This window comes from Actimicrobium antarcticum, assembly GCF_039536745.1.
In the GTDB taxonomy this organism is placed as follows: domain Bacteria; phylum Pseudomonadota; class Gammaproteobacteria; order Burkholderiales; family Burkholderiaceae_D; genus Actimicrobium; species Actimicrobium antarcticum.
Window position 1 is genome coordinate 529095 of the sequence record NZ_BAAAZE010000005.1, and the last position, 23532, is coordinate 552626.

Sequence of the window (23532 nt, forward strand, 5' to 3'; positions counted from 1 at the left end):
ACCTTCTGCCGGCGACAGAAAACAGTGAGGACTATCACCCATGAGTGCCGTACTTCAACAATTGGTCAACCGACCCTATCCGCACGGATTTGTCTCCGACATTGAATCCGACGTCGCGCCAAAAGGTCTGAGCGAAGACACCATCCGCCTGATTTCAGCAAAGAAAAACGAGCCTGACTGGTTGCTCTCGTTTCGTCTGGAGGCATACCGGAAATGGCTCACGATGACCGAGCCGCACTGGCAGAACTGCCATCACCCGAAAATCGATTTCCAGGCGATCAGCTACTACGCGGCACCGAAGTCCAAACCCAAACTCAACAGCATGGAGGAAGTCGATCCGGAACTGTTGCGCACATTCGAAAAACTCGGTGTCCCGCTGCACGAGCGCATGGCGCTGGCTGGCGTGGCAGTCGACGTGATTTTCGACAGCGTGTCCGTGGCGACGACCTACAAGCACAAGCTGGCCGAGGCGGGCGTGATCTTTTGTTCGATGTCGGAAGCGGTGCTGAAATATCCGGAGCTGGTCAAAAAATACCTCGGCACGGTGGTGCCGAGCGGCGATAACTTTTATGCCGCGCTCAATTCCGCGGTCTTCACCGATGGCTCGTTCTGCTACATCCCGAAGGGCGTCAAATGCCCGATGGATCTGTCGACCTATTTTCGGATCAATACCGAAGAATCCGGCCAGTTCGAACGCACGCTGATCGTCGCCGAAGAGGGTGCCTCGGTGGTCTATCTGGAAGGCTGTACCGCACCCGCATTCAGCAGCAACCAGTTGCATGCAGCAGTAGTCGAGCTGGTGGCGCTGGACCATGCCGACATCAAGTATTCGACGGTACAAAACTGGTATGCCGGTGATGAAAACGGCATCGGCGGCATCTACAACTTCGTCACCAAGCGCGCGCTGGCCAAGGGCGTGAACTCGCGGATTTCGTGGACCCAGGTCGAGACCGGTGCGGCGATTACCTGGAAATATCCGTCGGTCATTCTGCAGGGCGATAACTCGATCGGTGAGTTCTATTCGGTCGCCGTGACCAACAACTACCAGCAAGCCGATACCGGCACCAAGATGATCCATATCGGCAAAAACACCCGCAGCACGATCGTCAGCAAAGGGATCTCTGCCGGCAAATCCAGCAACAGCTATCGCGGTCTGGTCAGGGTCGCGCCGGGTGCCACCGGGGCCCGCAATTATTCCCAATGCGACTCGATGCTGATCGGTGAAGCCTGCAGCGCCAATACCTTCCCGTATATCCAGGTGCGCAATCCGACCGCACAGGTCGAGCATGAAGCCTCGACCTCGAAGATCGGTGAAGACCAGCTGTTTTATTTTGCCCAGCGCGGTATCGATGGCGAGGCGGCGGTGTCGATGATCATCAACGGATTCTGCAAAGACGTATTTCAACAATTACCCCTGGAGTTCGCGGTCGAAGCATCCAACCTGCTGAACTTCAAACTGGAAGGGAGCATCGGATGATGAACAGCGATAGCAAGATCCTGCTGGAAGTACGCGGACTGTGCGCCAGCGTGAACGGCACAGCGATTCTGAAGGACCTCGATTTCACGGTGCGCAGTGGCGAAGTGCACGCGATCATGGGACAGAACGGATCGGGCAAGAGCACCTTTGCCAAAGTGCTGGCCGGGCATCCGGCCTATGAGGTGACTGGCGGATCGGTGCTGTTCGAAGGGCAGGATCTGTTTGCACTCAAGCCCGAGCAACGGGCGCGGGCCGGACTGTTCCTGGCGTTCCAGTATCCGATCGAAGTGCCGGGCGTGGTCAACAGCCAGTTCCTGCGCCTGACCTACAACACGGTCCAAAAGGAACGCGGCAACGAAGAACTCGATCCGCTCGAATTCGACGACTTCGTCCGTGAAAAGATGCAACTGCTGGAGATGAGTCCGGACTTCCTGGACCGCAGTGTCAACGACGGTTTTTCCGGCGGAGAAAAGAAGCGCAACGAGATCCTGCAAATGGCGTTGCTGGAGCCGCGCGTGGCGATCCTCGACGAGACCGATTCCGGCTTGGATATCGATGCGCTGCGCATCGTCGCGCACGGCGTCAACCAGCTGTCGACCCGCGACAATGCGATCGTGATGGTCACGCATTACCAGCGCCTGCTGAACTACATCGTGCCGGATTTCGTGCATGTGATGGATGCCGGTCGCATCATCAAGACCGGCGGAAAAGAGCTGGCGCTCGAACTCGAAGAGCGCGGCTACGAGTGGGTCAGTGACGAGTATGCGGCAGCGCAAACGGTGACTGCATGAGCGCCAGTGCGGTCCTGACCGGCGCATCATCCGGTCAGGCTGACACTGGCGAACAAGCGTGGCTGGATGCGTTGCGGGCGACGGCGACGCTGCGCGCTGCCGTGCTGACGCGGCCCACCACGCGTGACGAGGAATGGCGTTTTACGGACTTGTCGCCGTTTGCCCAGACCGCGTTTGCGCCAGCACTCGGCGCCAGTTCGCTGGAGCTCGACGACATCGCCGAGTTCGCGATCGAAGAAGCGCAGACGCGACTGGTGTTCGTCGATGGCATTTACGCTTCCGGGTTATCGACGCTGAAAGCCGACGAGGGTATTGTCGTCACCGATTTGCAGACCGCGCTGCTGCAGCATGCGCAGACGATTCAGGCTCATCTTGGAAACCACGCCGCTATCGATAGCGCCTATTTCGCAGCACAGAATACCGCCGCGCTCGACGACGCCGCCATACTCATCGTCCATCGGGATAGTGCGATCGTCGCTCCGATCCACGTGCTGTTCATCGCCACCCAAAAGGATGTCGTCAGCTTCCCGCGCTGCCTGATCGTTGCCGAATCCGGCAGCAGCGTGACCGTGATCGAGGATTACGTTGTGCTGTATCAGCCGCGCTGGCAGGAAGAAGCGCATTTCACCAATGCCGTGACCGAAATCGCGTTGGCCGATTCGGCACGGATGACGCATATACGCTTGCAGCGCGAAGGTAACTGGGCTTTGCATATCGGCCTGTGTGCCGTCTCGCTCGGCCGTGCCAGCAATTACGAGTCGGTCAGCGTCGCGCTGGGCGCCCGTATTTCGCGGGTCAATGTGGATGTCGTTCACGACGGCGAAGGCGCCACCTGCACGCTCGACGGACTGGCCATGATCGGTGGCCGGCAACTGGCGGACACGCATACCTTTGTCGATCACGCGAAGGCACATGGCATCAGTCGTCAGCTGCACAAATGCATCGCCGGTGGCAGCGCGCATGCGGTCTTCAATGGCAAGGTGATGGTGCGACCCGGCGCGCAAAAAATCGATGCGCGTCAGTCGAACCGCAATTTGCTGTTGTCCGGCAAGGCGCATATCGACACCAAGCCGCAACTCGAAATTTTTGCCTCCGACGTCAAATGCACGCATGGCGCGACGGTTGGCCAGCTCGATCCGGATGAAGTGTTTTATTTGCAGAGTCGCGGCCTGAGCGAGGCCGCTGCACGCAACCTGCTGACCTATGCCTTCGGTGCAGAAATCATCGAACGCATCCCGGTCGCTTCCGTGAAGCGGCAGCTGGCGCAGAAGGTGCTGGAACAGACGAGTGGCCAGCCATGAACGACCTCATAACGCATGCCGATGCAATCGATGTTGAGCGTATTCGCGCCGATTTCCCGATCCTCGGATTGCAGGTGAACGGACACCCGCTGGTGTATCTGGATAACGCAGCATCGAGCCAGATGCCGCAGCCAGTAATCGATCGGCTGGTGCGCTATCAAACCACGCAGCACGCCAATATCAACCGCGCCGTGCATACGTTGTCCGAGATCGCGACCAATGAATACGAAGCTGCGCGACGCACGTTGCAGCACTTCATCCGTGCGCGCTCCGAGCGTGAAGTGATCTTCACCAGCGGCACCACCGATGCGATCAATCTCGTCATGCATGGCTACGGCCGCAAGTTCATCGGCCCCGGCGACGAGATCATCCTGACCACGCTGGAGCACCACGCCAACATCGTGCCGTGGCAAATGCTGGCCGAAGAAAAGGGCGCAATCGTTCGCGTCGCGCCGATCAATGATGCCGGCGAGGTGCTGCTGGATGCGTACCGGGATCTGTTCAACGAACGCACGAAGTTCGTTGGTCTCACGCATGTCTCGAACGCACTCGGCACCATCAATCCGGTCAGGCAGATGGTCGCGATAGCACATGAATCTGGCGTGCCGGTACTGGTCGATGGCGCGCAGGCGGTGCCGCACATGGCGGTCGACGTGCAGGACCTCGATTGCGATTTTTATGTCTTTTCGGGTCACAAATTGTGCGGGCCGACCGGCATCGGCATCTTGTATGGCAAGGCCGCGCTGCTGGAACGGATGCAACCGTTCAAGGGCGGTGGCGACATGATCCTGTCGGTAACCTTCGAGAAGACCGTCTACAACGCCATCCCGCATAAATTCGAGGCCGGCACGCCGCCGATTGCGGCAGCCATCGGCATGGCCGCTGCGGTCGATTATCTGTCGGCTATCGGCATGCAGGTAATCAGCCGGCAGGAACAGATACTGCTGGAGTACGCCACCGACCAGCTGCAACAACTGCCGGGTGTGCGCATCATTGGCACAGCTGCAAACAAGGCGGCGGTACTGTCGTTTGTCATCGATGGCGTGCACCCGCATGACATCGGCACCTTGCTCAACGAGGACGGCATTGCGGTGCGCACAGGCCATCATTGTGCGCAGCCGGTGATGCAGCGTCTGGGGTTGCCTGCGACGTCGCGCGCCTCGTTCGCGTTCTACAACACCCTGGCAGAAGTTGATGCCCTGACCGCCGGCATACGGGCCGTGCAGAAAGTGTTTTTGTAATGGCTGATCCACGCGCGCTCTATCAGGAAATGATCCTCGACCACAATCGCAAGCCGCGCAATTTCGGAGTGCTCGAGCAGGCCACGCACCACGCGGCGGGACACAATCCGCTGTGCGGCGACCATATCGAGGTCAGCCTGGCGATGCAGGGCGAGACGGTCGAGCAGATCGCCTTCGAGGGCGCGGCCTGTGCCATCTGTAAATCGTCGGCGTCGATGATGACGGTCGCCGTCAAAGGCAAATCGCAGGCCGAAGCCGAAATGCTGATCCGTGAATTCATTGCAATGACTACCGGCAAACTCGACATGAACAGCGACCACCATCTGGGCCGGCTGAAGGTGTTTGCCGGTATCGCCGAGCTGCCGGTGCGCGTCAAATGCGCGATCCTGCCGTGGCATACCTTGCATGCGGCTTTCCATGCCATCGACAGTCTGTCGACCGAAGCGGAGCAGGACCCGATGCACGTGATGATTGGCGACGCATAATGAAATCCAACCCACTTTTTGTTGAGGCCGAGCATGCCAAAAATTGCTGAAATCGACGACACGCCGAATCCGAATGCAGTCAAGTTTACGCTGCACGAACCACTGAGCTGGGGGATTGCGCATTCCTATGACAACCCGGAGCAGGCAAAAAATGACGAGCTGGCGACGGCCTTGTTCGCGCTCGACCATGTCACCAATGTGTTCTACACCGACCGCTGGCTGACCGTGACCCAGGATGGCGAGGCCGACTGGCCGGCACTGGTGCGTTTGATTGCCGTGCCGTTGCGGGCAGCGCCTGCGGCTACCGAACAGTCGGCGGCAATGGTCTCTGCCGCCAAGCTTGCGGTGCATGAAATGAGCGAGGACGAACAGGACCGCTTTGGCCGCATCAACGACTTGCTGGATCAGCAGATTCGTCCGGCGTTGCAGGCCGATGGCGGTGACTTGCATGTATTGGGGCTGTCGGGCGATACGCTGAGCATCCACTACCAGGGCGCGTGCGGCACCTGCCCGAGTGCCATCGGCGGCACCCTCGCCAGTATCGAAAACCTGCTGCGCTCGATCGAGCCGGAGATTGCCGTGCAGGCCGTGTAATGTCTAAAGAGGATGATTCCAGCATGACGATTGATACCATCACCTTCAGGAATGTCGTCTCCATCCTGCCGCCGGTTGTGACCGGCGACCGACCCGATCAGCAGCGTGGTTCTCTGAAGACCAAACGCGACGCAATGCCGCCGTCGGCCAGATTGCCGAAGCCGAACTGGATACGGGTCAAGGTGGCCTCGTCGGGCCGCTTTTCCGAGACCAAGGAAATCGTCCATGCCAACCGGCTGGTGACGGTCTGCGAAGAAGCCTCTTGCCCGAACATCGGCGAATGCTGGAGCAAGGGCACGGCCACCTTCATGATCATGGGCGACAAATGCACGCGCCGCTGCCGCTTCTGCAATGTCAGCACCGGCAGGCCGGACGCGCTCGATGCCGATGAGCCGGCGCGGATGGCCCGTACCATTGCATTGATGAAGCTCAGTTATGTGGTCATCACGTCGGTCGATCGCGATGACTTGCCGGACGGTGGCGCCAGTCATTTTGTTGCATGCATCCGCCAGATACGCGCTGCCGCGCCGGCCACGCGCATCGAAATCCTGACGCCGGATTTCGGTGGCCGACTGGACCTGGCGCTGGACATACTCTGCAGCGCGCCACCGGATGTGTTAAACCACAACATCGAAACCGTACCGCGTTTGTACAAGGAAGCCCGACCTGGAGCCGACTTCCAGAACTCGCTGAACCTGCTGAAAAATTTCAAGGCCATGCATCCTTCCATCCCGACCAAGTCCGGCCTGATGGTGGGGTTGGGTGAGACCGATGACGAAATCCTGCAGGTGCTGCGCGACCTGCGCGCACACGGGGTGGACATGTTGACCATCGGCCAGTATTTGCAACCGACCGTCGGCAATCTGGCGGTGCAGCGTTACGTGCATCCGGATGGATTCCGGATGTATCAGGAAGAAGCAAACAAGATGGGTTTTGCCAATGTCGCTTCCGGCCCGATGGTGCGGAGTTCGTACCATGCGGATTTGCAGGCGGCGGGTGCGGGCGTGGTCTGACCCCCGCTTTGATCGCGCTTCATGCAAGCCAGGTACCAGAATACTTACAGCGCTTTATTTGATCGTCACATCACCCCGGAGTCACCATGAATGCCATCGCCGACATGCCCGCACCCATCCTCTTCACCGATAACGCCGCCGCCAAAGTCGCGCAGTTGATCGAAGAGGAAGGCAACCCCGACCTGAAGTTGCGCGTGTTCGTGCAGGGCGGCGGCTGCTCCGGTTTCCAGTACGGTTTTACGTTCGACGAAGTCGCCAATGAAGACGACACCACCATGGAAAAAAATGGGGTGCAACTGCTGATCGATTCGATGAGCTACCAGTATCTGGTCGGCGCAGAAATCGATTACAAGGACGATCTCGAAGGCGCCCAGTTTGTCATCAAGAATCCGGGCGCAACCTCCACCTGCGGTTGCGGCTCGTCGTTTTCGGCGTGAGCCCGGTTGGCTCGCGCACTTGCGGGTAATTTGAAGGAGCAGTCATGCATGATTCATACGCCACACGCGATACCCTCGCCATTAATGGCACCGATTACACGATTTTCAGCCTGACCCGGTTGGGCCGGCAATTCGACCTGGCGCGCCTGCCGTATTCGATGAAGATCTTGCTGGAAAACCTGTTGCGCTGCGAGGATGGTGTCTCGGTCACCAAAGACGCCATCGCCGCCATCGCACAATGGGATGCCAGGGCCGAACCGGCGACGGAAATCGCGTTCATGCCGGCGCGCGTGGTGCTGCAGGATTTCACCGGTGTGCCGTGCATGGTCGACCTTGCCGCGATGCGCGACGCAGTCGTCAAACTGGGCGGATCGGTTGCCAACATCAATCCGCTGATCCCGGCAGAACTGGTGATCGACCACTCGGTGCAGGTCGACTCGTTTGGCCAGCGCGATTCGCTGGAGACCAACGGCGAGATCGAATTCAGCCGCAACGGCGAGCGTTACAGCTTCCTGCGCTGGGGACAGAAAGCCTTCGATAATTTCAAGGTGGTGCCGCCCAATACCGGCATCGTCCATCAGGTCAATCTGGAGCATCTGGCGCGGGTCGTGATGGAGCGCGAGATCGACGGCGTTCGCTATGCCTTCCCGGATACGGTCTTTGGTACCGACTCGCACACCACCATGGTCAATGGGCTTGGTGTGCTGGGCTGGGGTGTCGGTGGTATCGAAGCCGAAGCGGCCATGCTGGGCCAGCCGAGTTCGATGCTGATCCCGCAAGTGGTCGGCTTCAAGCTGACGGGTCAGTTGCCCGAAGGCGTGACCGCAACCGACCTGGTGCTGACTGTCACGCAGATGCTGCGTTCGCTCGGCGTGGTCGGCAAGTTTGTCGAATTTTATGGTGACGGGCTGGCGAGGTTGCCGCTGGCCGACCGTGCGACGATTGCCAACATGGCGCCGGAGTATGGCGCGACCTGCGGCATTTTTCCGATCGATGACGAGTCGCTGAATTACCTGCGGCTGTCCGGTCGCAGCGAAGAACAGATCACGCTGGTCGAAACCTACGCGAAAGCGCAGGGGCTGTGGCGCACCGATCAGGAAGCCGAGTACAGCGCCACGCTGCATCTGGACATGGCGACCGTGCTGCCATCGCTGGCCGGACCGAAGCGGCCGCAAGACCGCGTGCTGCTGTCGGACATGAAAGCCAACTACACCAGCAACGTCATCGGCATGATCGCCGGGCGCAAAGCGGCGGAACCTGCCGTGCAGCGTTTTGAAGGCGAGGGCGGTGGCACGGCAGTCGAGCATGCCGCGTCGGTGCTTGCAGCAACTGTCGCCGTGGCCGATGAACCGGATTTTTCTCTCAAGGATGGCGCGGTCGTAATTGCCGCCATCACGTCCTGCACCAACACCTCGAACCCGGCTGTGATGCTGGCCGCCGGCCTGGTCGCACGCAATGCGCTGGCCCGAGGCCTGAAACCGGCACCGTGGGTGAAGACCTCGATGGCGCCAGGCTCGCTGGTGGTGACCGATTACCTGACCAAAGCCGGCTTGCTGGCCGACCTCGAACAACTGGGTTTCTTTATCGTTGGGTATGGCTGCACCACCTGTATCGGCAATTCGGGACCCTTGCCTGCCGCCGTATCGCGCGAGATCGAACTGGGCGACCTGGCGGTTGCGGCCGTGCTGTCCGGCAATCGCAACTTCGAAGGTCGGGTCCATCCCGAGGTCAAGATGAATTATCTGGCTTCGCCACCGCTGGTGGTTGCTTACGCGATTGCCGGTACGGTCGATATCGACCTGACCACCGAGCCGCTCGGTACCGGCAGCGACGGCCAGCCGGTTTACCTGCGCGATATCTGGCCATCGAATCAGGAGGTCGGCGACCTGATCGGGAGCAGCATCGGGCCCGAGATGTTCCGGCGCAATTACGCCAACGTCTTCGCTGGCGACCGGCGCTGGAACCAGATCGCGTCGCCCGACGGCACGGTCTTCGCGTGGGACAGCGACTCGACCTACATCAAGAACCCGCCGTATTTCGATGGCATGCAAATGGCGGTGGGTAGCATCGCCGATATCCACGGCGCCCGCATGCTGGGCCTGTTCGGTGATTCGATCACGACGGATCACATTTCACCGGCCGGCAATATCAAGGCCGATTCACCTGCCGGCCGGTTCCTGCAATCGCGTGGCGTCGCGCCAGCCCATTTCAATTCGTACGGCTCGCGACGCGGCAACGATGACGTCATGGTGCGCGGTACCTTCGCCAATATCCGTATCAAAAACCTGATGCTGGGTGGCCGGGAAGGCGGCGACACGATGCATTATCCGTCCGAACAGACGCTGTCCATTTATGACGCGGCGATGCTGTACAAAGCCAACGGCGTGCCGCTGGTGGTCATCGCCGGCAAGGAATACGGCGCCGGTTCATCCCGTGACTGGGCCGCCAAGGGCACCATGCTGCTCGGAGTCAAGGCCGTGATTGCCGAAAGCTTCGAACGCATCCATCGCTCGAATCTGGTGGGCATGGGCGTGCTGCCATTGCAATTTCTGGACGGGCAGGGCGCGGCGTCGCTGGGTCTGAAAGGTGACGAGACGTTCGACATCACCGGCCTGCGGGACGGTGCCAGCCGCATTGCCGATGTGGTTGCCCGCAGTGAGGATGGCAGGGCGGTGCAGTTCCAGGTGCAGGTGCTGTTGATGACGCCGAAAGAGGTCGAGTACTTCCGTCATGGCGGCATCCTGCACTACGTGCTGCGTCAGCTGGCGACCAGGGCAGCGGCATGACCGACGCTGCGGCTTCCGGTCGGTTGGTCCTGATCCCGGTCAACGATCGGGTCTTTCGCGTGCAGACCGAACGTGGCGAGCACGTCGGCAACCTCAAGCACACGACCGGGCAGTGGAAATTCAAGGCCATCGGTTATGACGAGCGCGGTGATGTGATGCCGGGCTGGGGGCCGCTGACGGATCGGCACAACACGGTATTCGCCGGTCCGGATGAGGCCATGGTGAATTCCGTACTGGCCAGTCCGATATTTGCCCCCATGTAATAATCGCCCATTGACCAGGCGGCACTCGTTTGGTCGCATCACCTGATTTTCACCCTACACCGGAAACGCGCATGACCCAACTCTCGCTGGAAAAAGACAAGATCCGCTTTCTGTTACTGGAAGGCGTACACAAGAATGCGCTGGATGTTCTGAGCCGCAGCGGTTACACGAATGTCGAATCGCTGCCGACCGCGCTCGACGAAGCGGCGCTGATCGAGAAGATCCGTGACGCCCATTTTGTGGGCATTCGTTCCCGCACGCAGATCACCGAAGCGGTGCTGGAAGCGGCCGAAAAGCTGGTCGCGATCGGCTGCTTTTGTATCGGCACCAATCAGGTTGATCTGGGCGCGGCGATGCTGCGCGGTATCCCGGTCTTCAACGCACCGTATTCCAATACCCGCTCGGTGGCCGAACTGGTGCTGGCCGAAACCATCCTGCTGTTGCGCGGCATCCCCGAAAAAAATGCGCTGGTCCATCGTGGCGGCTGGTCGAAATCGGCCGAAGGCTCGTTCGAGACCCGCGGCAAGACATTGGGCATCGTCGGTTACGGCAGCATTGGCAGCCAGTTGTCGGTTCTGGCCGAATCGCTCGGCATGACGGTGATTTACTTCGACGTCATTACCAAACTGCCGTTGGGGAATGCCCATCAGGTCGAGTCGCTCAATGATTTGCTGGCGCAAGCCGATGTGGTGACCTTGCATGTTCCCGAAAACGAATCGACCCGCGACATGATGGGCGCGGCGCAATTCGCCAAAATGAAGCTGGGCAGCATTTTCATTAATGCCGCGCGCGGCACCTGCGTCGACATCGATGCGCTGGCCGCGGCGCTGGACAGCAAGCATCTTGGCGGCGCCGCCGTCGATGTGTTTCCGAAAGAGCCGAAAGCCAATAGCGAAGAATTCCTGTCTCCGCTGCGCCGTTTCGATAACGTGATCCTGACGCCGCATATCGGCGGCTCGACGCTGGAAGCGCAGGCCAACATCGGACTCGAGGTCGCAGAAAAGTTTGCCCGTTATTCCGACACCGGCTCGACGCTATCGGCGGTGAATTTTCCGGAAGTCGCCGTGCCGCTGTTTGGCGGCCAGCATCGCCTGTTGCATATCCACCAGAACATCCCTGGCGTGCTGTCCGCCATCAACCGGATTTTTGCGGAAAACGGCATCAACATCTCGGCGCAGAGCCTGATGACCAATGCATCGATTGGCTATCTGGTGATGGATGTGCCGGCCGGGTGTTCGACGGTCGCGCTGGAGAAACTGCATGGGATTGAGGGGACGATCCGGACGCGGGTTTTGTACTAGCGCTAATTGGCGGTAACGGCAAGATAGGCCGCCACCCACTGCTCGACGGCAGGAATCGTTGCGGCCGGGATGTGCAGTCGCAGCTTGGTGCGGCGCCACAGGATGTCGTCGGCGCTCCTGGCCCATTCGACATCAACCAGATAGCGGGCCTCTGCTTCGAACAGACCGGGAGCGATTTCCAGACCGAGATCCCGGATCGTGGTTGCTTCACCGAGCAGCACGTTGATACGGCTGCCGTACGTGCTTGCATAGCGCTTGCGCAGCCCGGCGGGCAGCCACGGATAGCGGCGTTCGAGCGTTAGCAGAAAGGCGGCGAAGTCGGCGTTCGGCAGGTCGCCTCCCGGCAGCGTTGCGCCATCGGTCCAGGCCGGTGCCGTGTTGCCCAGCGTCGGTGCCAGCATGTCGAGTGCCTGTTCGGCCAGCTTGCGATAAGTCGTGATCTTGCCGCCGAACACCGACAGCAGCGGAGCGCCTTCGCTGTCGTGCATTTCGAGTGAGTAATCGCGGGTGACGCCGGCAGCATCGGCCGAATCGTCTTCCAGCAGCGGTCGTACGCCGGAGAAAGTAGCGATCACATCCGCTGGCCCGATCTGCTGCTCGAAGTAGCGGTTGCTCATCGCGCACAGGTAATCGATTTCACTGCCATCGATTGCTACTGTGGCCGGATCATCGTGGTATTCGATGTCGGTGGTGCCGATCAGGGTAAAGTTGTCCTCGTACGGAATGGCAAAGATGATGCGCTTGTCCGGATTCTGGAAAATATAGGCGTACGGATGGTCGAACAGCTTTTTGACGACGATATGGCTGCCCTTGACAAGCCGTACTTTTTTGCTGCTGCCGTTACTGGCCACCAGACCGAGAAACTGGTTGACCCACGGCCCTGCTGCATTGACCAGTCCGCGTGCCACCACCTCCTGCACGCGCCCGTCCTCACGCCGCAGCGTGCAGTGCCAGTGATTGCCTTCGCGCCGGGCAGCGATGCAGGTGGTGCGGGTGAGTACGGTGGCACCACGTTCGGTGGCATCCTGGGCATTGAGCACCACCAGTCGCGCATCCTGCACCCAGCCATCGGAATAAGCGAAGCCGCGCTTGAAGCCGGCTTTCAGCGGCAGCCCGGTTGGGTGGCCGGACAGCTTGATGCCCTCGGCGCCGGGCAGCAATTCCCGTTTTGCGAGGTGGTCGTAAAGGAACAGGCCGGCGCGGATCAGCCAGGCCGGCCGACCGGCCGGATCATGCGGCATCACGAAGCGCAACGGGCTGATGATGTGGGGCGCGGCACGCAGTAGCACTTCCCGCTCCTGCAGGGCCTTGCGTACCAGGGCAAATTCGTAGTATTCAAGGTAGCGCAACCCGCCATGGACCAGCTTGGTACTGGCCGACGAGGTATGTTGCGCAAGGTCGTCCTTTTCACACAGCATGACGGATAGTCCACGGCCTGACGCATCGCGCGCAATGCCTGTACCGTTGATGCCACCGCCGATGACCAGCAGGTCGTAGATGTCCCTGTCCATATTGTTTACCTTTTCCCTTTGTTGTTGCTAACAACATTTCAATGTCTTCATTGTCATTAAAATCTTCGCTATCAGATTTACAGAGCGACTGAAAGTGCGCTCAGATCAGACTCTGTCCGTACAACAGTGCTGCCAGTACCGCGCCGATCACGGAGCCGACCACCGGCACCCAGGCGTAAGACCAGTCGCTGTCGCGCTTGCCGGGTATCGGCAGCAAGGCATGCATCAGGCGCGGTCCGAGGTCGCGGGCGGCGCTCATGGCAAAGCCTGTCGTGCCGCCCAGCGAGAGTCCGATCCCGAGGACCAGCAACGCGACCGGCAGCGCGTCCATCGCACCCAGCGTTGCCTTTGGCGAGACGATGTTCAGGATTGCAAACACCAGTACAAAAGTGGCAATGATTTCGGACATCAGGTTGGCCGGCAGGTTGCGGATCGCCGGGCCCGTGCAGAACACGGCCAGCTTGGCATCGGCGTCGCTGGTGGCGTCGAAATGGGCGCGGTACATGAACCAGACCAGCGACGAACCTGCCATCCCGCCCAGCATCTGCGCAGCGATATAGCCCGGCACGTCGGCCCACGAAAATTTACCGGCCACCGCCAGGCCGATGGTGACCGACGGGTTCAGGTGCGCGCCGCTCAGTGCTGCCACCGTGAAGACAGCGATGAACACCGCCATCGCCCAGCCGAAGGCGATTACGATCAGGCCGCTGTTCTGACCCTTGGTCTTGTTCAGCAGGACATTGGCAACTACACCATTGCCAAGCAGTATGAGCAGGGCAGTACCCATGAATTCACCCAGTAATGACTGCATGGCGGCCTACTTGCGCTGGCTGAGAGCAGGGGCACGGGCCCAGGTGATCGCGGCACTGACCGCGCGCTGCCAACCATGTACATGCTGCGCTACGTCCGGTGCCGACATCGATGGCGTGAAACGCTGGTCGATCTGCCACTGTCCCTGCAGGTCATCCATGCTGCTCCAGTAGCCGACTGCCAGTCCTGCCAGGTAGGCCGCGCCAAGGGCAGACGTCTCGGTAATTTTTGGCCGGATCACGTCCACACCAAGTATGTCGGACTGGAACTGCATCAGCAGATCGTTGACGGTGGCACCGCCATCAACCCGCAGTTCCTGCACTGCCATGCCAGCATCGGCTTCCATCGCCTTGAGTACATCCATGGTCTGGTAGGCAATGCTGTCGAGGGCGGCACGGGCAACATGGGCGGCGCTGGTGCCAAGCGTGGCACCGAACAGCGAGCCGCGTGCATTCGGATCCCAGTGCGGTGCACCAAGCCCGGCGAAGGCCGGCACCATGTACAGGCCGTCACTATCCTTGACTTGCTGCGCCAGCTGATCGATGGCCCCAGAGCTCTTGATAATGCCGAGACCGTCGCGCAGCCATTGCACCACGGCACCGGCAATGAAAATGCTGCCTTCGAGTGCGTAATGGACTTCATCGCCGATCTGCCAGGCGACCGTGGTCAGCAGCTTGTTATTCGATTCGATCGGGCTGGTGCCGGTGTTCATCACCATGAAACAGCCGGTGCCGTAGGTATTCTTGACCATGCCGGGACGGGTACATTGCTGGCCAAATAACGCTGCCTGCTGGTCCCCGGCAATGCCCGCAATCGGAATCCCGGCGCCGAGCTGGCTGCCACTGGTGGTGCCATAGACTTCGCTCGACGAACGTACCGATGGCAGCATGCTGCGCGGGATGGTCAGCAAGGCCAGCAGTTCGTCGTCCCAGGCCAGCTTGTGTATGTCGAAGAGCATGGTGCGCGAGGCATTCGATACATCGGTCACATGCACCTTGCCCTGAGTCAGGTTCCATACCAGCCAGGAATCGATGGTGCCGAAGATCAGCTTGCCGCTCTCTGCCCGTTCGCGTGCGCCGTCGACGTTGTCGAGTATCCACTTGATCTTGCTGCCGGAAAAGTAGGCATCAATCTGCAGGCCGGTCTTGCTGCGCACCATCTGTTCATGGCCTTGGTCTTTGAGCGCATCACAATAGTCGGCGGTACGGCGGTCCTGCCAGACGATGGCGTTGTACACCGGCACGCCGGTGGCGCGATCCCAGACGACGGTTGTTTCGCGCTGGTTGCTGATGCCGATGGCGGCAATTGCACTGCTCTCGACACCGGCAATTGCGATCGCTTCGGAAGCAACGCCAGCCTGGCCGGCCCAGATCTCCAGCGGATTGTGCTCGACCCAGCCTGGATGCGGATAAATCTGCCGGAATTCCTTCTGCGCCACCGACACCACATTGCCCATCTGGTCAAATAGCATTGCGCGGGAGCTGCTGGTGCCCTGATCGAAGGCGAGAATGTATTGTGTTTTCATGATGTGTCTCCTGAGTACTGCACATTAATGCGGGATTTCACTGTCGGATTGCGCTACCAATGCCGGACCCCTGGCGTCGGTACCTGAAAACGCCCGGTGGCACCTCTGGGCAGTGAATGCGAGAATGTTGCTTTTATATTCGATTATGTTCGGTTTGTTTCGTTTGAGTATAAGACAAAAAATTGAAAGTGACAGGATTGAATTGTAAAGTTGGCAATATGCGCTCTGGTCCGACTGGCTCACTCCTGTGTTTTGACGGTCAGCGAGACCAGGAGGTGGTGTACGACGCAGGCAGGATTCAGTTTGATGCGTCGCACGTTCAGGGGGCAATTAGCTCTGTAGGCCAGTGTTGACGAAGGCCGGTGACGATCAGTCATGAAAACAAGGCCGTGTGCGACTGCGGGCCTGGCGGCTGACATATTGCGTGTGAAGCCGCAGCTTGTAACGGTGTGAGCGGGCAGGTCGCGCTCCCACATCAGGCAATCGCTTGCCTGGATGAGATGAAATGAAAGTCATGCGCTACCGTCAATTTGCGCAAATTGGCCGAGTCGGTGTTCCGCGAGGAGAGATACGGGTAACGTCAGTTCGCGCTGGCGATATGCAGCGCAATCTTGGCGGCGGCAATCATGTCCGCCATCTCGGCTGTCACCGGTGCATCGGTAAACAGCGCTGTGACCCGTGACAGATGGCCTAGTTCCACCATTGCCGGACGACCAAACTTGGAGTGGTCAGCTACCAGAAACACGTTGCGTGACTGGCTGATGATAGCCTCGGAGGTACGCACTTCACGCATGTCGTAGTCGCGCATCATGCCGTCTGTCTCGATGCTGGAGATGCCGATGATGCCGTAGTCGACCTTGAACTTGCGGATGAATTCGATGGTTGATTCGCCGATGATGCCCATGTCACGCGGGCGCATGATGCCACCTGCGACGATCACTTCGCAGTCCTCGTAATGGCACATGGTCGCGGCTACGTTGAGGTTGTTGGTCACAACACGCAGGCCACGGTGTGCATGCAGCGCCTTGGCGACTTCCTCGGTGGTGGTGCCGAGGTTGATGAACAGCGAGGCATGGTGCGGTATGTGCTGTGCTGCCAACCGCGCGATGCGCTCCTTTTCTGCATGCAGCAGTACCTGCCGCAGCTTGTAAGCCGTGTTTTCCACGCTCGATAGCACGCTTGCGCCACCGTGAAGGCGCTGCAGTTGGCGATTGTTGGCCAGCATTGTGATGTCGCGGCGGATGGTTTGATGGGTCACGTCGAAGTGACTGGCCAGTTTTTCCACCGTGACGTGGCCGTCGCGCTGGACCAAGGTCAGGATTTCCTGTTGCCGCTGATTGAAGATAATCATGTGCTACCGAAAAAAAAGCCGCAGGGGTAGTGCGCAGTGATGCACCGAGTTATTCCGAGTATAACGCGACGCTCGTTCTGGTCATGCTAATCCTGCCCGATACCGGGACAGGACTGACATTCGCTGTTGGGGGACAGTGGCAAAGCCGGTAGACCGGGCGCCGGTGACGATCATGTCCATGGCGAAGGTACATCGACGAGTGCTTATGCGAAGCGGCATGGTGTGCCTCGCGAGAGCTTGTACGGTTGGCAGCGTAACGTCGCCGGCGACGGCAAATTCGCGTGGCCACACGACGCCGATGGGGCCATCCAGACCGTCACGATGCTGGAGGTCGAATGGCTGTTGGAAGGCTTAGCTGTAGGGCGAAATCAACCGCATAAAACGCTGAATTTCAGGTCGGTTTCATCGAGGATCTGGTTGAATTCTGTTGTGATTGCCGCAGTGCCGACGATGTGGTCGGACTGCTGGCACGGCAACAGCACCGCGTGGCGGCACCGGCCCCGTGTGCATGGATGCGTGCGAGGTGGCGGGCAACTGATCGTCAATCCGGGCGGATATCTAAGCCGGCTCCGCATGAAACTCAACAATGGCAATGATCTCCGGCAAATGGCGCAAGAAATGCACCACAACGTCAGGATCGAAGTGCTTGCCCGAGTTTTCGGTGATGTAAGCCACCGCCTTGTCCACCGGCCAGGCCTCCTTGTACGGACGGCTTGACGTCAGGGCATCAAAGACATCGGCGACCGCGACGATTCGTCCGGCCATCGGAATAGCCTGGCCGATCAGCCCGCCGGGGTAGCCGCTGCCATCCCATTTTTCATGGTGGGACAGCGCAATGGTGTGGGCCAGTTGCAGTAATTCCGAGTCATCCCCGGCCAGCATGTCGGCACCGATCGAGGCGTGGGTCTTCATGATGTTGAACTCGGATACCGTCAGCTTGCCCGGCTTGAGCAGGATTTCGTCGCGAATGCCGATCTTGCCAATATCGTGCATGGGACTGGCATGCAGCATCAGCTCGCACTGGTCCGCGCTCCATCCCATGCTTCTGGCCAGCAGCGCCGAGACCTGACTCATGCGCACGATATGCAGGCCAGTTTCATTGTCGCGATATTCCGCCACGCGACCGAGGCGGCGCACCACCTGCAAACGTGTCTGCTTGAGGTCTTCGGTGCGCATGCGCACCATGTCTTCCAGCACCGCCTTCTGGTCATGCAACAGGCGTTGCGCCAGCTGGACATCGAGCAGGTTGCGCACGCGCATCAGTAATTCGTTGTGATCAAAAGGTTTGCCAATCAAATCACGGGCGCCCAAGGTCAGGGCCTTCAATATCTGTTCGCGGCTGTACTCGGCGGTGATGACGATGATGGGCGGCATGAACGGATCGTTCAATGCATTCAGTTGCGCCATGACCTGATAGCCATCCAGGTGAGGCATGCTAATGTCGAGCAAGATCAAATCGGGTCGTTGCGCCTGATACCGCGCGAGCACCTCGCGCGAATCCTGGATCGGAACGAGATGGTGGTAACCCTGCCTGGCAAGAAGCTTGTTGAGCAGGCGGAGGTTGGCCTGCTCGTCATCGACGATGAAGATGCTGGAGCGTTCGATCAGGTCCGGGGTCATTGGGGGTGTTCCTTGGCGCTGTTCAATAAATTGTCGACGACGCCGGCGAACTGAGTGACATCGATCGGCTTCGTGATGTAATCGGCGAAGCCGGCCGTGCGTCCGCGCTCGATATCATGCAGCATCGCATTCGCGGTCACTGCAATGACGGGAATGGTTTTCAGGTTGTCATCTGCCAGGAGCACCTTGAGTACCTGATAGCCGTCCATGCCCGGCATGTTGATATCAAGAAAAATCAGTTCGGGTCGGTGTGTCCGCGCCAGATCAAGTCCCAGCGTCGGTGTGTGCGCCGTCATCAGGTCGATGTCGGAGCGCGTGCCGAGCAGTCGCGCAAGGAGCCTGAGATTGGCAGGATTGTCATCGATACAGAGCACGCGTCGCGTGCGTACCTGGTGCGCCTTGTCCGCAGGCACCGACACGGAACTTGCTTCCAGTGTCACCATGGCTTCGTCCGGCAGTTCGATCCAGAAGGTGCTTCCGACACCGACCTCGCTATCGACACCTAATGCACCACCCATCATGTGTACCAACCGGTGTGTGATGGTCAGGCCGATACCGGTCCCCTCGGTCGTGCCGTATTCGGCACCAAGCCGGTTGAATGGCTCGAACAGTGATGCCAAATGCTCTGCTGAAATACCAATCCCGGTGTCTGCCACGGTGACGCGCCAACGCTGGTTTGCGGCGGCCTGCACGCCAACCCGGATCTGGCCGCCTGCGTGGTTGTACTTGACGGCGTTGGAGAGCAGATTCAGAAGCACTTGCTTCAGGCGCGTGCGGTCGGCACGCACGGCCGCCTCGGACGGCGCTGCACAGTGCACGGTAATCTGCCTTGCCTGTGCCAGTGGCCGGATCAATTGCCGACATTGCTCCACCAGGTCTGCCAGCGTCACCGACTCCAGCGACAACGACATCGTGCCAGACTCGACCTTTGCCAAATCCAGCACCTCGTTGATCAACTGCAGCAGATGACGACCACCCTTGAGAATTTCATGCACGTCTTCCTGCTGATCGTCGGTCAGGCGACTGTCATGCTCCAGTAGCTGCGCGAAGCCGAGGATGGCGTTCATGGGCGTACGCAACTCGTGACTCATGCTGGACAAGAATTCTGACTTGGCCAGATTGGCAAGCTCCGCGCCCGCGCGAGCGGCTACCAGATCAGCCTGCACCGCTTTTTGTTCGCTGATGTCGCTGAGGATACCGATCATGCGCAGCGGCAGGTTCTCGCTGTCGCGCGCCACCACGGTGCCGCGCGACAGGACCCACTTGAAGCTGCCGTCCTTGCAACGCAAGCGGAATTCGACACTGTAGCTGGCCGTCTCCCCTGTCAGATACGCGTCCAGCTTTTGCCGGGCCAGTGCCTGTTCGTCCGGATGAACACCGGCATTCCAGTCATCGATGGAAATCGTCAGCTCACCTTTGACGTAGCCAAGCATCGACTCGCAGTGCCCGGAAAGCAGCAGTTCACCCGTCGGCATCAGCCAGTCCCAGATACCATCGCCGGCGCCTTCGACGGCCATGACGAAACGCTCTTCGCTCTGCCGAAGCTGTTCCTTGGCGATAAAATAATCCGTCATATCCTGCACCGTGCCACTTAGGCGCAGCAATCGCCCATCGGCGGCTCGTTCGGCCCGCGCTTGCTGTTGCACATGTCTTATCGTGCCATCCGGACGCACGATGCGGTACATGACATCCAGCCTGCCAGTCTCCTTGGAGCGTTCGATGCTTTCGCTGACCAGTGTCCGATCGTCCGGATGTGTCGCGTTCTGGTAGGAGGTCAATTCTGGCGTGAAGGTAGCGGCATCCTGACCGAGGATGTTGTACACCTCCTCCGACCAGTACAGCGCATGGTCCGGGAAAGTGATTTGCCAATGGCCCAGGCGCGCCAGCATCTGGGCCTGCCTGAGGCGCTGTCCGGTCTCGATCAGCGCTATTTCTGCCAGTTTGCGTTTATTGATACTTTGTACCACCCCGACCATGTTGCTTGCCTTGCCGTCTGCGTCGCGCACGACGTTGCCGCGGTTGAGCAACCAGAATACGGACCGGTCCGGCCACACCACGCGGTGCTCGATGTCGAGTGGTGCGTCGTCGTCAATGCAGGCCGTCAGCGCTGTTCGCAGCGCGGGAAGATCGTCCGGGTGCACCGTGTCAAGATAGTTGTCGATGCTGATTTCCGGCAGGCCTGGCGCTTGACCCAGCAACGGTGCCACGCCGTTCGACCAGAAAAATTTTCCAGTGCCGATGTTCCATTCCCAGGTACCCATGTTGGCGAATTCCTGGCCACGCTGCAGGCGCTCCTCGCTGACGATCAGCGCTTGCTTGCTCAGTTTCGTCGACGTAACGTCAGTGGCAATCATGATGTGCTGATACGGCAAGCCATCGGCATCGAGGAAAGGCACGATGCTGGCGTCAATCCAGTACATGCGGCCGTCGGGCCTCCGGTTGCAGATTTCACCGTGCCAGATCGCGCCGCCATTGATGGTTTGCCACATCTCTTCATAAAAAGCGAGGGGATGCATCCCCGACTTGAACATGCTGTGATTTTTTCCCAGAAGCTCCTCCCGACTGCATCCTGTCGCCTGGCAGTACTTGTCGTTGACGTAGGTGATCTGGCCCATGGCATCCGTTACGCTGACGATGGCGTGCGCGTCGACGGCCTGCTGGTGTCGATCGCGTTCGTAGAGCACTGCGCGCATGGCGTGGGTCGCCGCGCGGGATTCTTGCAGTCGTACCGACTCAAGCAATGCCTCGCGCGAATTCTGTTCGGCGAGCTTGCGCTCGGTGATGTCGCGCGACGACTTCAACACCATCCATTCGCCCTTGACCTCCAGCACGGTGGCTGTGGCCTCGACCGGAAAGGTCGACCCATCCTTGCGCCGCTGTATGCCCTCGAAGGGGGATATCGGAGTCGTTCGGCCTCGGGTGAAGATCTCCTGAAACAATGTCATGGTCAGAAGAACATCAACGTCCGAAATGTGCATCATGAGTAACTCGGACATGTCGTATCCGAGGCGCTCGCATGCCAGATCATTGGCGTATCGGATGCGTCCCGCCTTGTCGATCAGAAAATGGCCATCGCTAGCGTGATCGCTGAAGAATTTGAATTGACGCAGGTCTTCCTCGGTCTCCCATTGCGCGGTGATATCGGTGCTGGTGCCAAACCAGCGCGTCACCTGGTTCTGTTCGCTCATGAGCGGCATCACACGGGTGAGGAACTGGCGGTACTGGCCGTCCGCGCCCCTGAGCGGAAAGACCATCTCGAATGGCTCGATCAGCAAGAGCGACGATTGCCATCGCGCCATCACTTGCGGCAAGACCAGCGGATCATGCACGCTTTGCCAACCCCATCCTGCCAGTTGTTCGGCGCTGGCGCCGGCATAGTCGTACCAGCGGCGGTTGTACCAAAAGATACCGCCATCCGGATTCGCCATAAAACACAAGTGGGGAATTGACTCGGCCAGTTCACGGAATTGCTGCTCGCTGTCGGCCAGTTGACTGATCTGGCGGCGGCGCTCGGCCACATCGCGAAATACCAGTGCCAGGCCATCCTCGGATTGACCGCTGATGGCGACGGAACAGTCTTCGATCGCCGTTTCGGTACCATTTTTCGCGATCAGAACAGTGTCATCGGCGTACCGGGTAACCGGCGCATCCCGGAGCGCTCTGAGTGCGGGATAATCGACCGTGTGTCCGCTCGACGCGCTGATCGCTCTAAACACGCTGAGCAAGGGCTTGCCGGCCGCGCTTGCCTGAGTCCAGCCAGTCAAGGTTTCGGCGACGGCATTCATATTGGTGACGTTGCCGTCGCCATCAGTCGTGATGACCGCATCCCCGATGCTGGCCAGCGTCGTCTGCAAATAATTGTGGCATAGCAGCTCACGCTCATCGCGGCTGGTCACATAGCGTCGCAACATGAAAAGAAAAGCCAGGATCGCCGACAAAGCGGCGCCGCCGATGGCGAAGTCCAGCATGATGAGGCGCTGGTAATTCGTCCCGGCGACCTCCTGACGAAGCAGGCGCTGGGTAGTCTCTTCCGCCTGCATCACATCGATGGCGGATCGCAGCGACTCCATCACATCCTTGCCGGCTCCCAGCAGCACGATAGCGCGGGCGGCATCGAATCCCTTCCGGTCGAACAGGGTGATCGAGGCAGCGAGCTCGCCGAGTTTGGTGCTCGTCATCACTCGAACGCCACGCAAGCGCTTCTGCTGCACAGCGTTATCGATGGTCAGTTTGCCCAGCGCATCCAGTTTTTTTTGCAGAACGGTCACGGCAGAGGCATACGGGTTCAGATACTCGCGCTTGCCAGTGAGCAGGTAACCGCGCTGGCCGGTTTCCGCATCCTTGAGCGTCGAAAGTATGGATTCCAGCTCCATGAAGACCTGGTCAGTGTGTTCGACCGCGGCGACGTTTTTCCGTAGCAGTGTCGCTGAATAGAACGTACCCCACATGCCGGCAACCACGAGTGCGAAGACCAGGGCCAGACTGGAGATTAAGACAGGAGAGATTTTCGAGCGCATGTGCTGTTCCAGGGTGAACGGCTGGGGCAGATCATTTCTGGTGCCGCCTGAACAAAGAACCGTGTTGACTACTTTTACTGCACACGGCTCAGGCAAACTACAAGCCGTTGAGTCAGCGCCGATTTTTTGGCTGGATATCTCCAGCACCTCACCTTTGCCATTAGCAATTCAAACCCTTTGCTCGCTTGCTTGAGCTTGGAATAGCAGGCGTGCAGCAGTTCCGGAATTGCGGGGTTTGCGGGGTTTGCCGGGTCTGCCGTAAGTCAGCCTGAAACACTTGCCGAGTGTAACTGGTAGTAAAGTTGAGTTCAGGTAGTATTAAATGAATCTAAGCGGTCGCTGTGCTGAAAATTACATGCTGGTGTTGATGTCGTTGTGGAAGAGAAGCTGGTATGTAGCCATCGAAGGAGGCTGGCTAATACGACCAACAGCTCTGATTGAAATCATCGTCATGATGTCGATCACGCAGACTTGTAGATTGGGCTTTGCAGCCCGACCTACAGACGGTT

General features: G+C 59.4%; 17 protein-coding genes. 11 read left to right on the plus strand and 6 right to left on the minus strand.

Going from position 1 to position 23532, the window contains the following annotated elements:
• The first annotated feature begins 40 nt into the window (after nt 1-40).
• The 11 genes from sufB to serA all read left to right on the plus strand — a co-directional run bounded on the left by sufB (nt 41) and on the right by serA (nt 11689).
• Nucleotides 41-1477: a Fe-S cluster assembly protein SufB gene (sufB, locus tag ABD720_RS05230; protein WP_344762177.1), complete on the plus strand. Its 1437-nt coding sequence runs from the start codon at nt 41-43 to the stop codon at nt 1475-1477.
• 20 nt (nt 1478-1497) lie between these two features.
• Nucleotides 1498-2268: a Fe-S cluster assembly ATPase SufC gene (gene sufC / locus ABD720_RS05235; protein WP_425547921.1), complete on the plus strand. Its 771-nt coding sequence runs from the start codon at nt 1498-1500 to the stop codon at nt 2266-2268.
• Nucleotides 2265-3569, plus strand: coding sequence for a Fe-S cluster assembly protein SufD (gene sufD, locus ABD720_RS05240; RefSeq protein ID WP_344762179.1), 1305 nt, complete (start codon nt 2265-2267; stop codon nt 3567-3569). The genes sufC and sufD overlap by 4 nt, the downstream gene beginning before the upstream one ends.
• Entirely contained in the window at nt 3566-4810 is a 1245-nt protein-coding gene (locus tag ABD720_RS05245) for a SufS family cysteine desulfurase (RefSeq protein WP_344762180.1), read from the plus strand. The genes sufD and ABD720_RS05245 overlap by 4 nt, the downstream gene beginning before the upstream one ends.
• The gene (sufU, locus tag ABD720_RS05250) at nt 4810-5295 is read left to right on the plus strand and encodes a Fe-S cluster assembly sulfur transfer protein SufU (RefSeq protein WP_344762181.1); all 486 of its coding nucleotides are present in this window, start codon (nt 4810-4812) and stop codon (nt 5293-5295) included. Before ABD720_RS05245 ends, sufU begins: the two co-directional genes overlap by 1 nt.
• 33 nt (nt 5296-5328) lie before the next feature.
• Nucleotides 5329-5889 (plus strand): NifU family protein, encoded by a 561-nt coding sequence (locus ABD720_RS05255; protein WP_344762182.1) that lies wholly within the window; start codon nt 5329-5331, stop codon nt 5887-5889.
• Nucleotides 5890-5912: 23 nt separating this feature from the next.
• Nucleotides 5913-6902, plus strand: a complete 990-nt coding sequence (gene lipA / locus ABD720_RS05260; RefSeq protein ID WP_344762183.1) for a lipoyl synthase — start codon at nt 5913-5915, stop codon at nt 6900-6902.
• A gap of 86 nt (nt 6903-6988) precedes the next feature.
• Nucleotides 6989-7339, plus strand: coding sequence for an iron-sulfur cluster insertion protein ErpA (gene erpA / locus ABD720_RS05265; protein WP_344762184.1), 351 nt, complete (start codon nt 6989-6991; stop codon nt 7337-7339).
• Between the two features lie 44 nt (nt 7340-7383).
• Nucleotides 7384-10125 carry an aconitate hydratase AcnA gene (gene acnA / locus ABD720_RS05270; RefSeq protein WP_344762185.1) on the plus strand — a complete coding sequence of 914 codons (2742 nt, stop codon included), beginning with the start codon at nt 7384-7386 and terminating at the stop codon, nt 10123-10125.
• Nucleotides 10122-10388 carry a hypothetical protein gene (locus tag ABD720_RS05275; RefSeq protein WP_344762186.1) on the plus strand — a complete coding sequence of 89 codons (267 nt, stop codon included), beginning with the start codon at nt 10122-10124 and terminating at the stop codon, nt 10386-10388. Before acnA ends, ABD720_RS05275 begins: the two co-directional genes overlap by 4 nt.
• 71 nt (nt 10389-10459) lie before the next feature.
• The gene (gene serA / locus ABD720_RS05280; RefSeq protein ID WP_344762187.1) at nt 10460-11689 is read left to right on the plus strand and encodes a phosphoglycerate dehydrogenase; all 1230 of its coding nucleotides are present in this window, start codon (nt 10460-10462) and stop codon (nt 11687-11689) included.
• Between the two features lie 2 nt (nt 11690-11691).
• Here serA and glpD read toward each other — a convergent pair whose 3' ends face one another.
• The 6 genes from glpD to ABD720_RS05310 all read right to left on the minus strand — a co-directional run bounded on the left by glpD (nt 11692) and on the right by ABD720_RS05310 (nt 23023).
• Entirely contained in the window at nt 11692-13200 is a 1509-nt protein-coding gene (gene glpD, locus ABD720_RS05285) for a glycerol-3-phosphate dehydrogenase (RefSeq protein WP_344762188.1), read from the minus strand.
• A 100-nt stretch (nt 13201-13300) separates the two neighbouring features.
• Nucleotides 13301-14011 (minus strand): MIP/aquaporin family protein, encoded by a 711-nt coding sequence (locus tag ABD720_RS05290; protein WP_344762190.1) that lies wholly within the window; start codon nt 14009-14011, stop codon nt 13301-13303.
• Nucleotides 14012-14017: 6 nt separating this feature from the next.
• Nucleotides 14018-15535: a glycerol kinase GlpK gene (glpK, locus tag ABD720_RS05295; RefSeq protein WP_344762191.1), complete on the minus strand. Its 1518-nt coding sequence runs from the start codon at nt 15533-15535 to the stop codon at nt 14018-14020.
• A gap of 580 nt (nt 15536-16115) precedes the next feature.
• Nucleotides 16116-16886 carry a DeoR/GlpR family DNA-binding transcription regulator gene (locus tag ABD720_RS05300; protein ID WP_344762192.1) on the minus strand — a complete coding sequence of 257 codons (771 nt, stop codon included), beginning with the start codon at nt 16884-16886 and terminating at the stop codon, nt 16116-16118.
• Between the two features lie 558 nt (nt 16887-17444).
• Nucleotides 17445-18506, minus strand: a complete 1062-nt coding sequence (locus ABD720_RS05305) for an HD domain-containing phosphohydrolase (protein ID WP_344762193.1) — start codon at nt 18504-18506, stop codon at nt 17445-17447.
• Nucleotides 18503-23023: a PAS domain-containing protein gene (locus ABD720_RS05310; protein WP_344762194.1), complete on the minus strand. Its 4521-nt coding sequence runs from the start codon at nt 23021-23023 to the stop codon at nt 18503-18505. The genes ABD720_RS05305 and ABD720_RS05310 overlap by 4 nt, the downstream gene beginning before the upstream one ends.
• Nucleotides 23024-23532: the final 509 nt, after the last annotated feature.

Bases quoted from the DNA above. Each gene is read 5' to 3' on its own strand.
- sufB (WP_344762177.1), top strand. From the start codon at position 41: ATGAGTGCCGTACTTCAACAATTGGTCAACCGACCCTATCCGCACGGA.
- sufD (WP_344762179.1), top strand. From the start codon at position 2,265: ATGAGCGCCAGTGCGGTCCTGACCGGCGCATCATCCGGTCAGGCTGAC.
- ABD720_RS05245 (WP_344762180.1), top strand. From the start codon at position 3,566: ATGAACGACCTCATAACGCATGCCGATGCAATCGATGTTGAGCGTATT.
- sufU (WP_344762181.1), top strand. From the start codon at position 4,810: ATGGCTGATCCACGCGCGCTCTATCAGGAAATGATCCTCGACCACAAT.
- ABD720_RS05255 (WP_344762182.1), top strand. From the start codon at position 5,329: ATGCCAAAAATTGCTGAAATCGACGACACGCCGAATCCGAATGCAGTC.
- lipA (WP_344762183.1), top strand. From the start codon at position 5,913: ATGACGATTGATACCATCACCTTCAGGAATGTCGTCTCCATCCTGCCG.
- erpA (WP_344762184.1), top strand. From the start codon at position 6,989: ATGAATGCCATCGCCGACATGCCCGCACCCATCCTCTTCACCGATAAC.
- acnA (WP_344762185.1), top strand. From the start codon at position 7,384: ATGCATGATTCATACGCCACACGCGATACCCTCGCCATTAATGGCACC.
- ABD720_RS05275 (WP_344762186.1), top strand. From the start codon at position 10,122: ATGACCGACGCTGCGGCTTCCGGTCGGTTGGTCCTGATCCCGGTCAAC.
- serA (WP_344762187.1), top strand. From the start codon at position 10,460: ATGACCCAACTCTCGCTGGAAAAAGACAAGATCCGCTTTCTGTTACTG.
- glpD (WP_344762188.1), bottom strand. From the start codon at position 13,200: ATGGACAGGGACATCTACGACCTGCTGGTCATCGGCGGTGGCATCAAC.
- ABD720_RS05290 (WP_344762190.1), bottom strand. From the start codon at position 14,011: ATGCAGTCATTACTGGGTGAATTCATGGGTACTGCCCTGCTCATACTG.
- glpK (WP_344762191.1), bottom strand. From the start codon at position 15,535: ATGAAAACACAATACATTCTCGCCTTCGATCAGGGCACCAGCAGCTCC.
- ABD720_RS05300 (WP_344762192.1), bottom strand. From the start codon at position 16,886: ATGATTATCTTCAATCAGCGGCAACAGGAAATCCTGACCTTGGTCCAG.
- ABD720_RS05305 (WP_344762193.1), bottom strand. From the start codon at position 18,506: ATGACCCCGGACCTGATCGAACGCTCCAGCATCTTCATCGTCGATGAC.
- ABD720_RS05310 (WP_344762194.1), bottom strand. From the start codon at position 23,023: ATGCGCTCGAAAATCTCTCCTGTCTTAATCTCCAGTCTGGCCCTGGTC.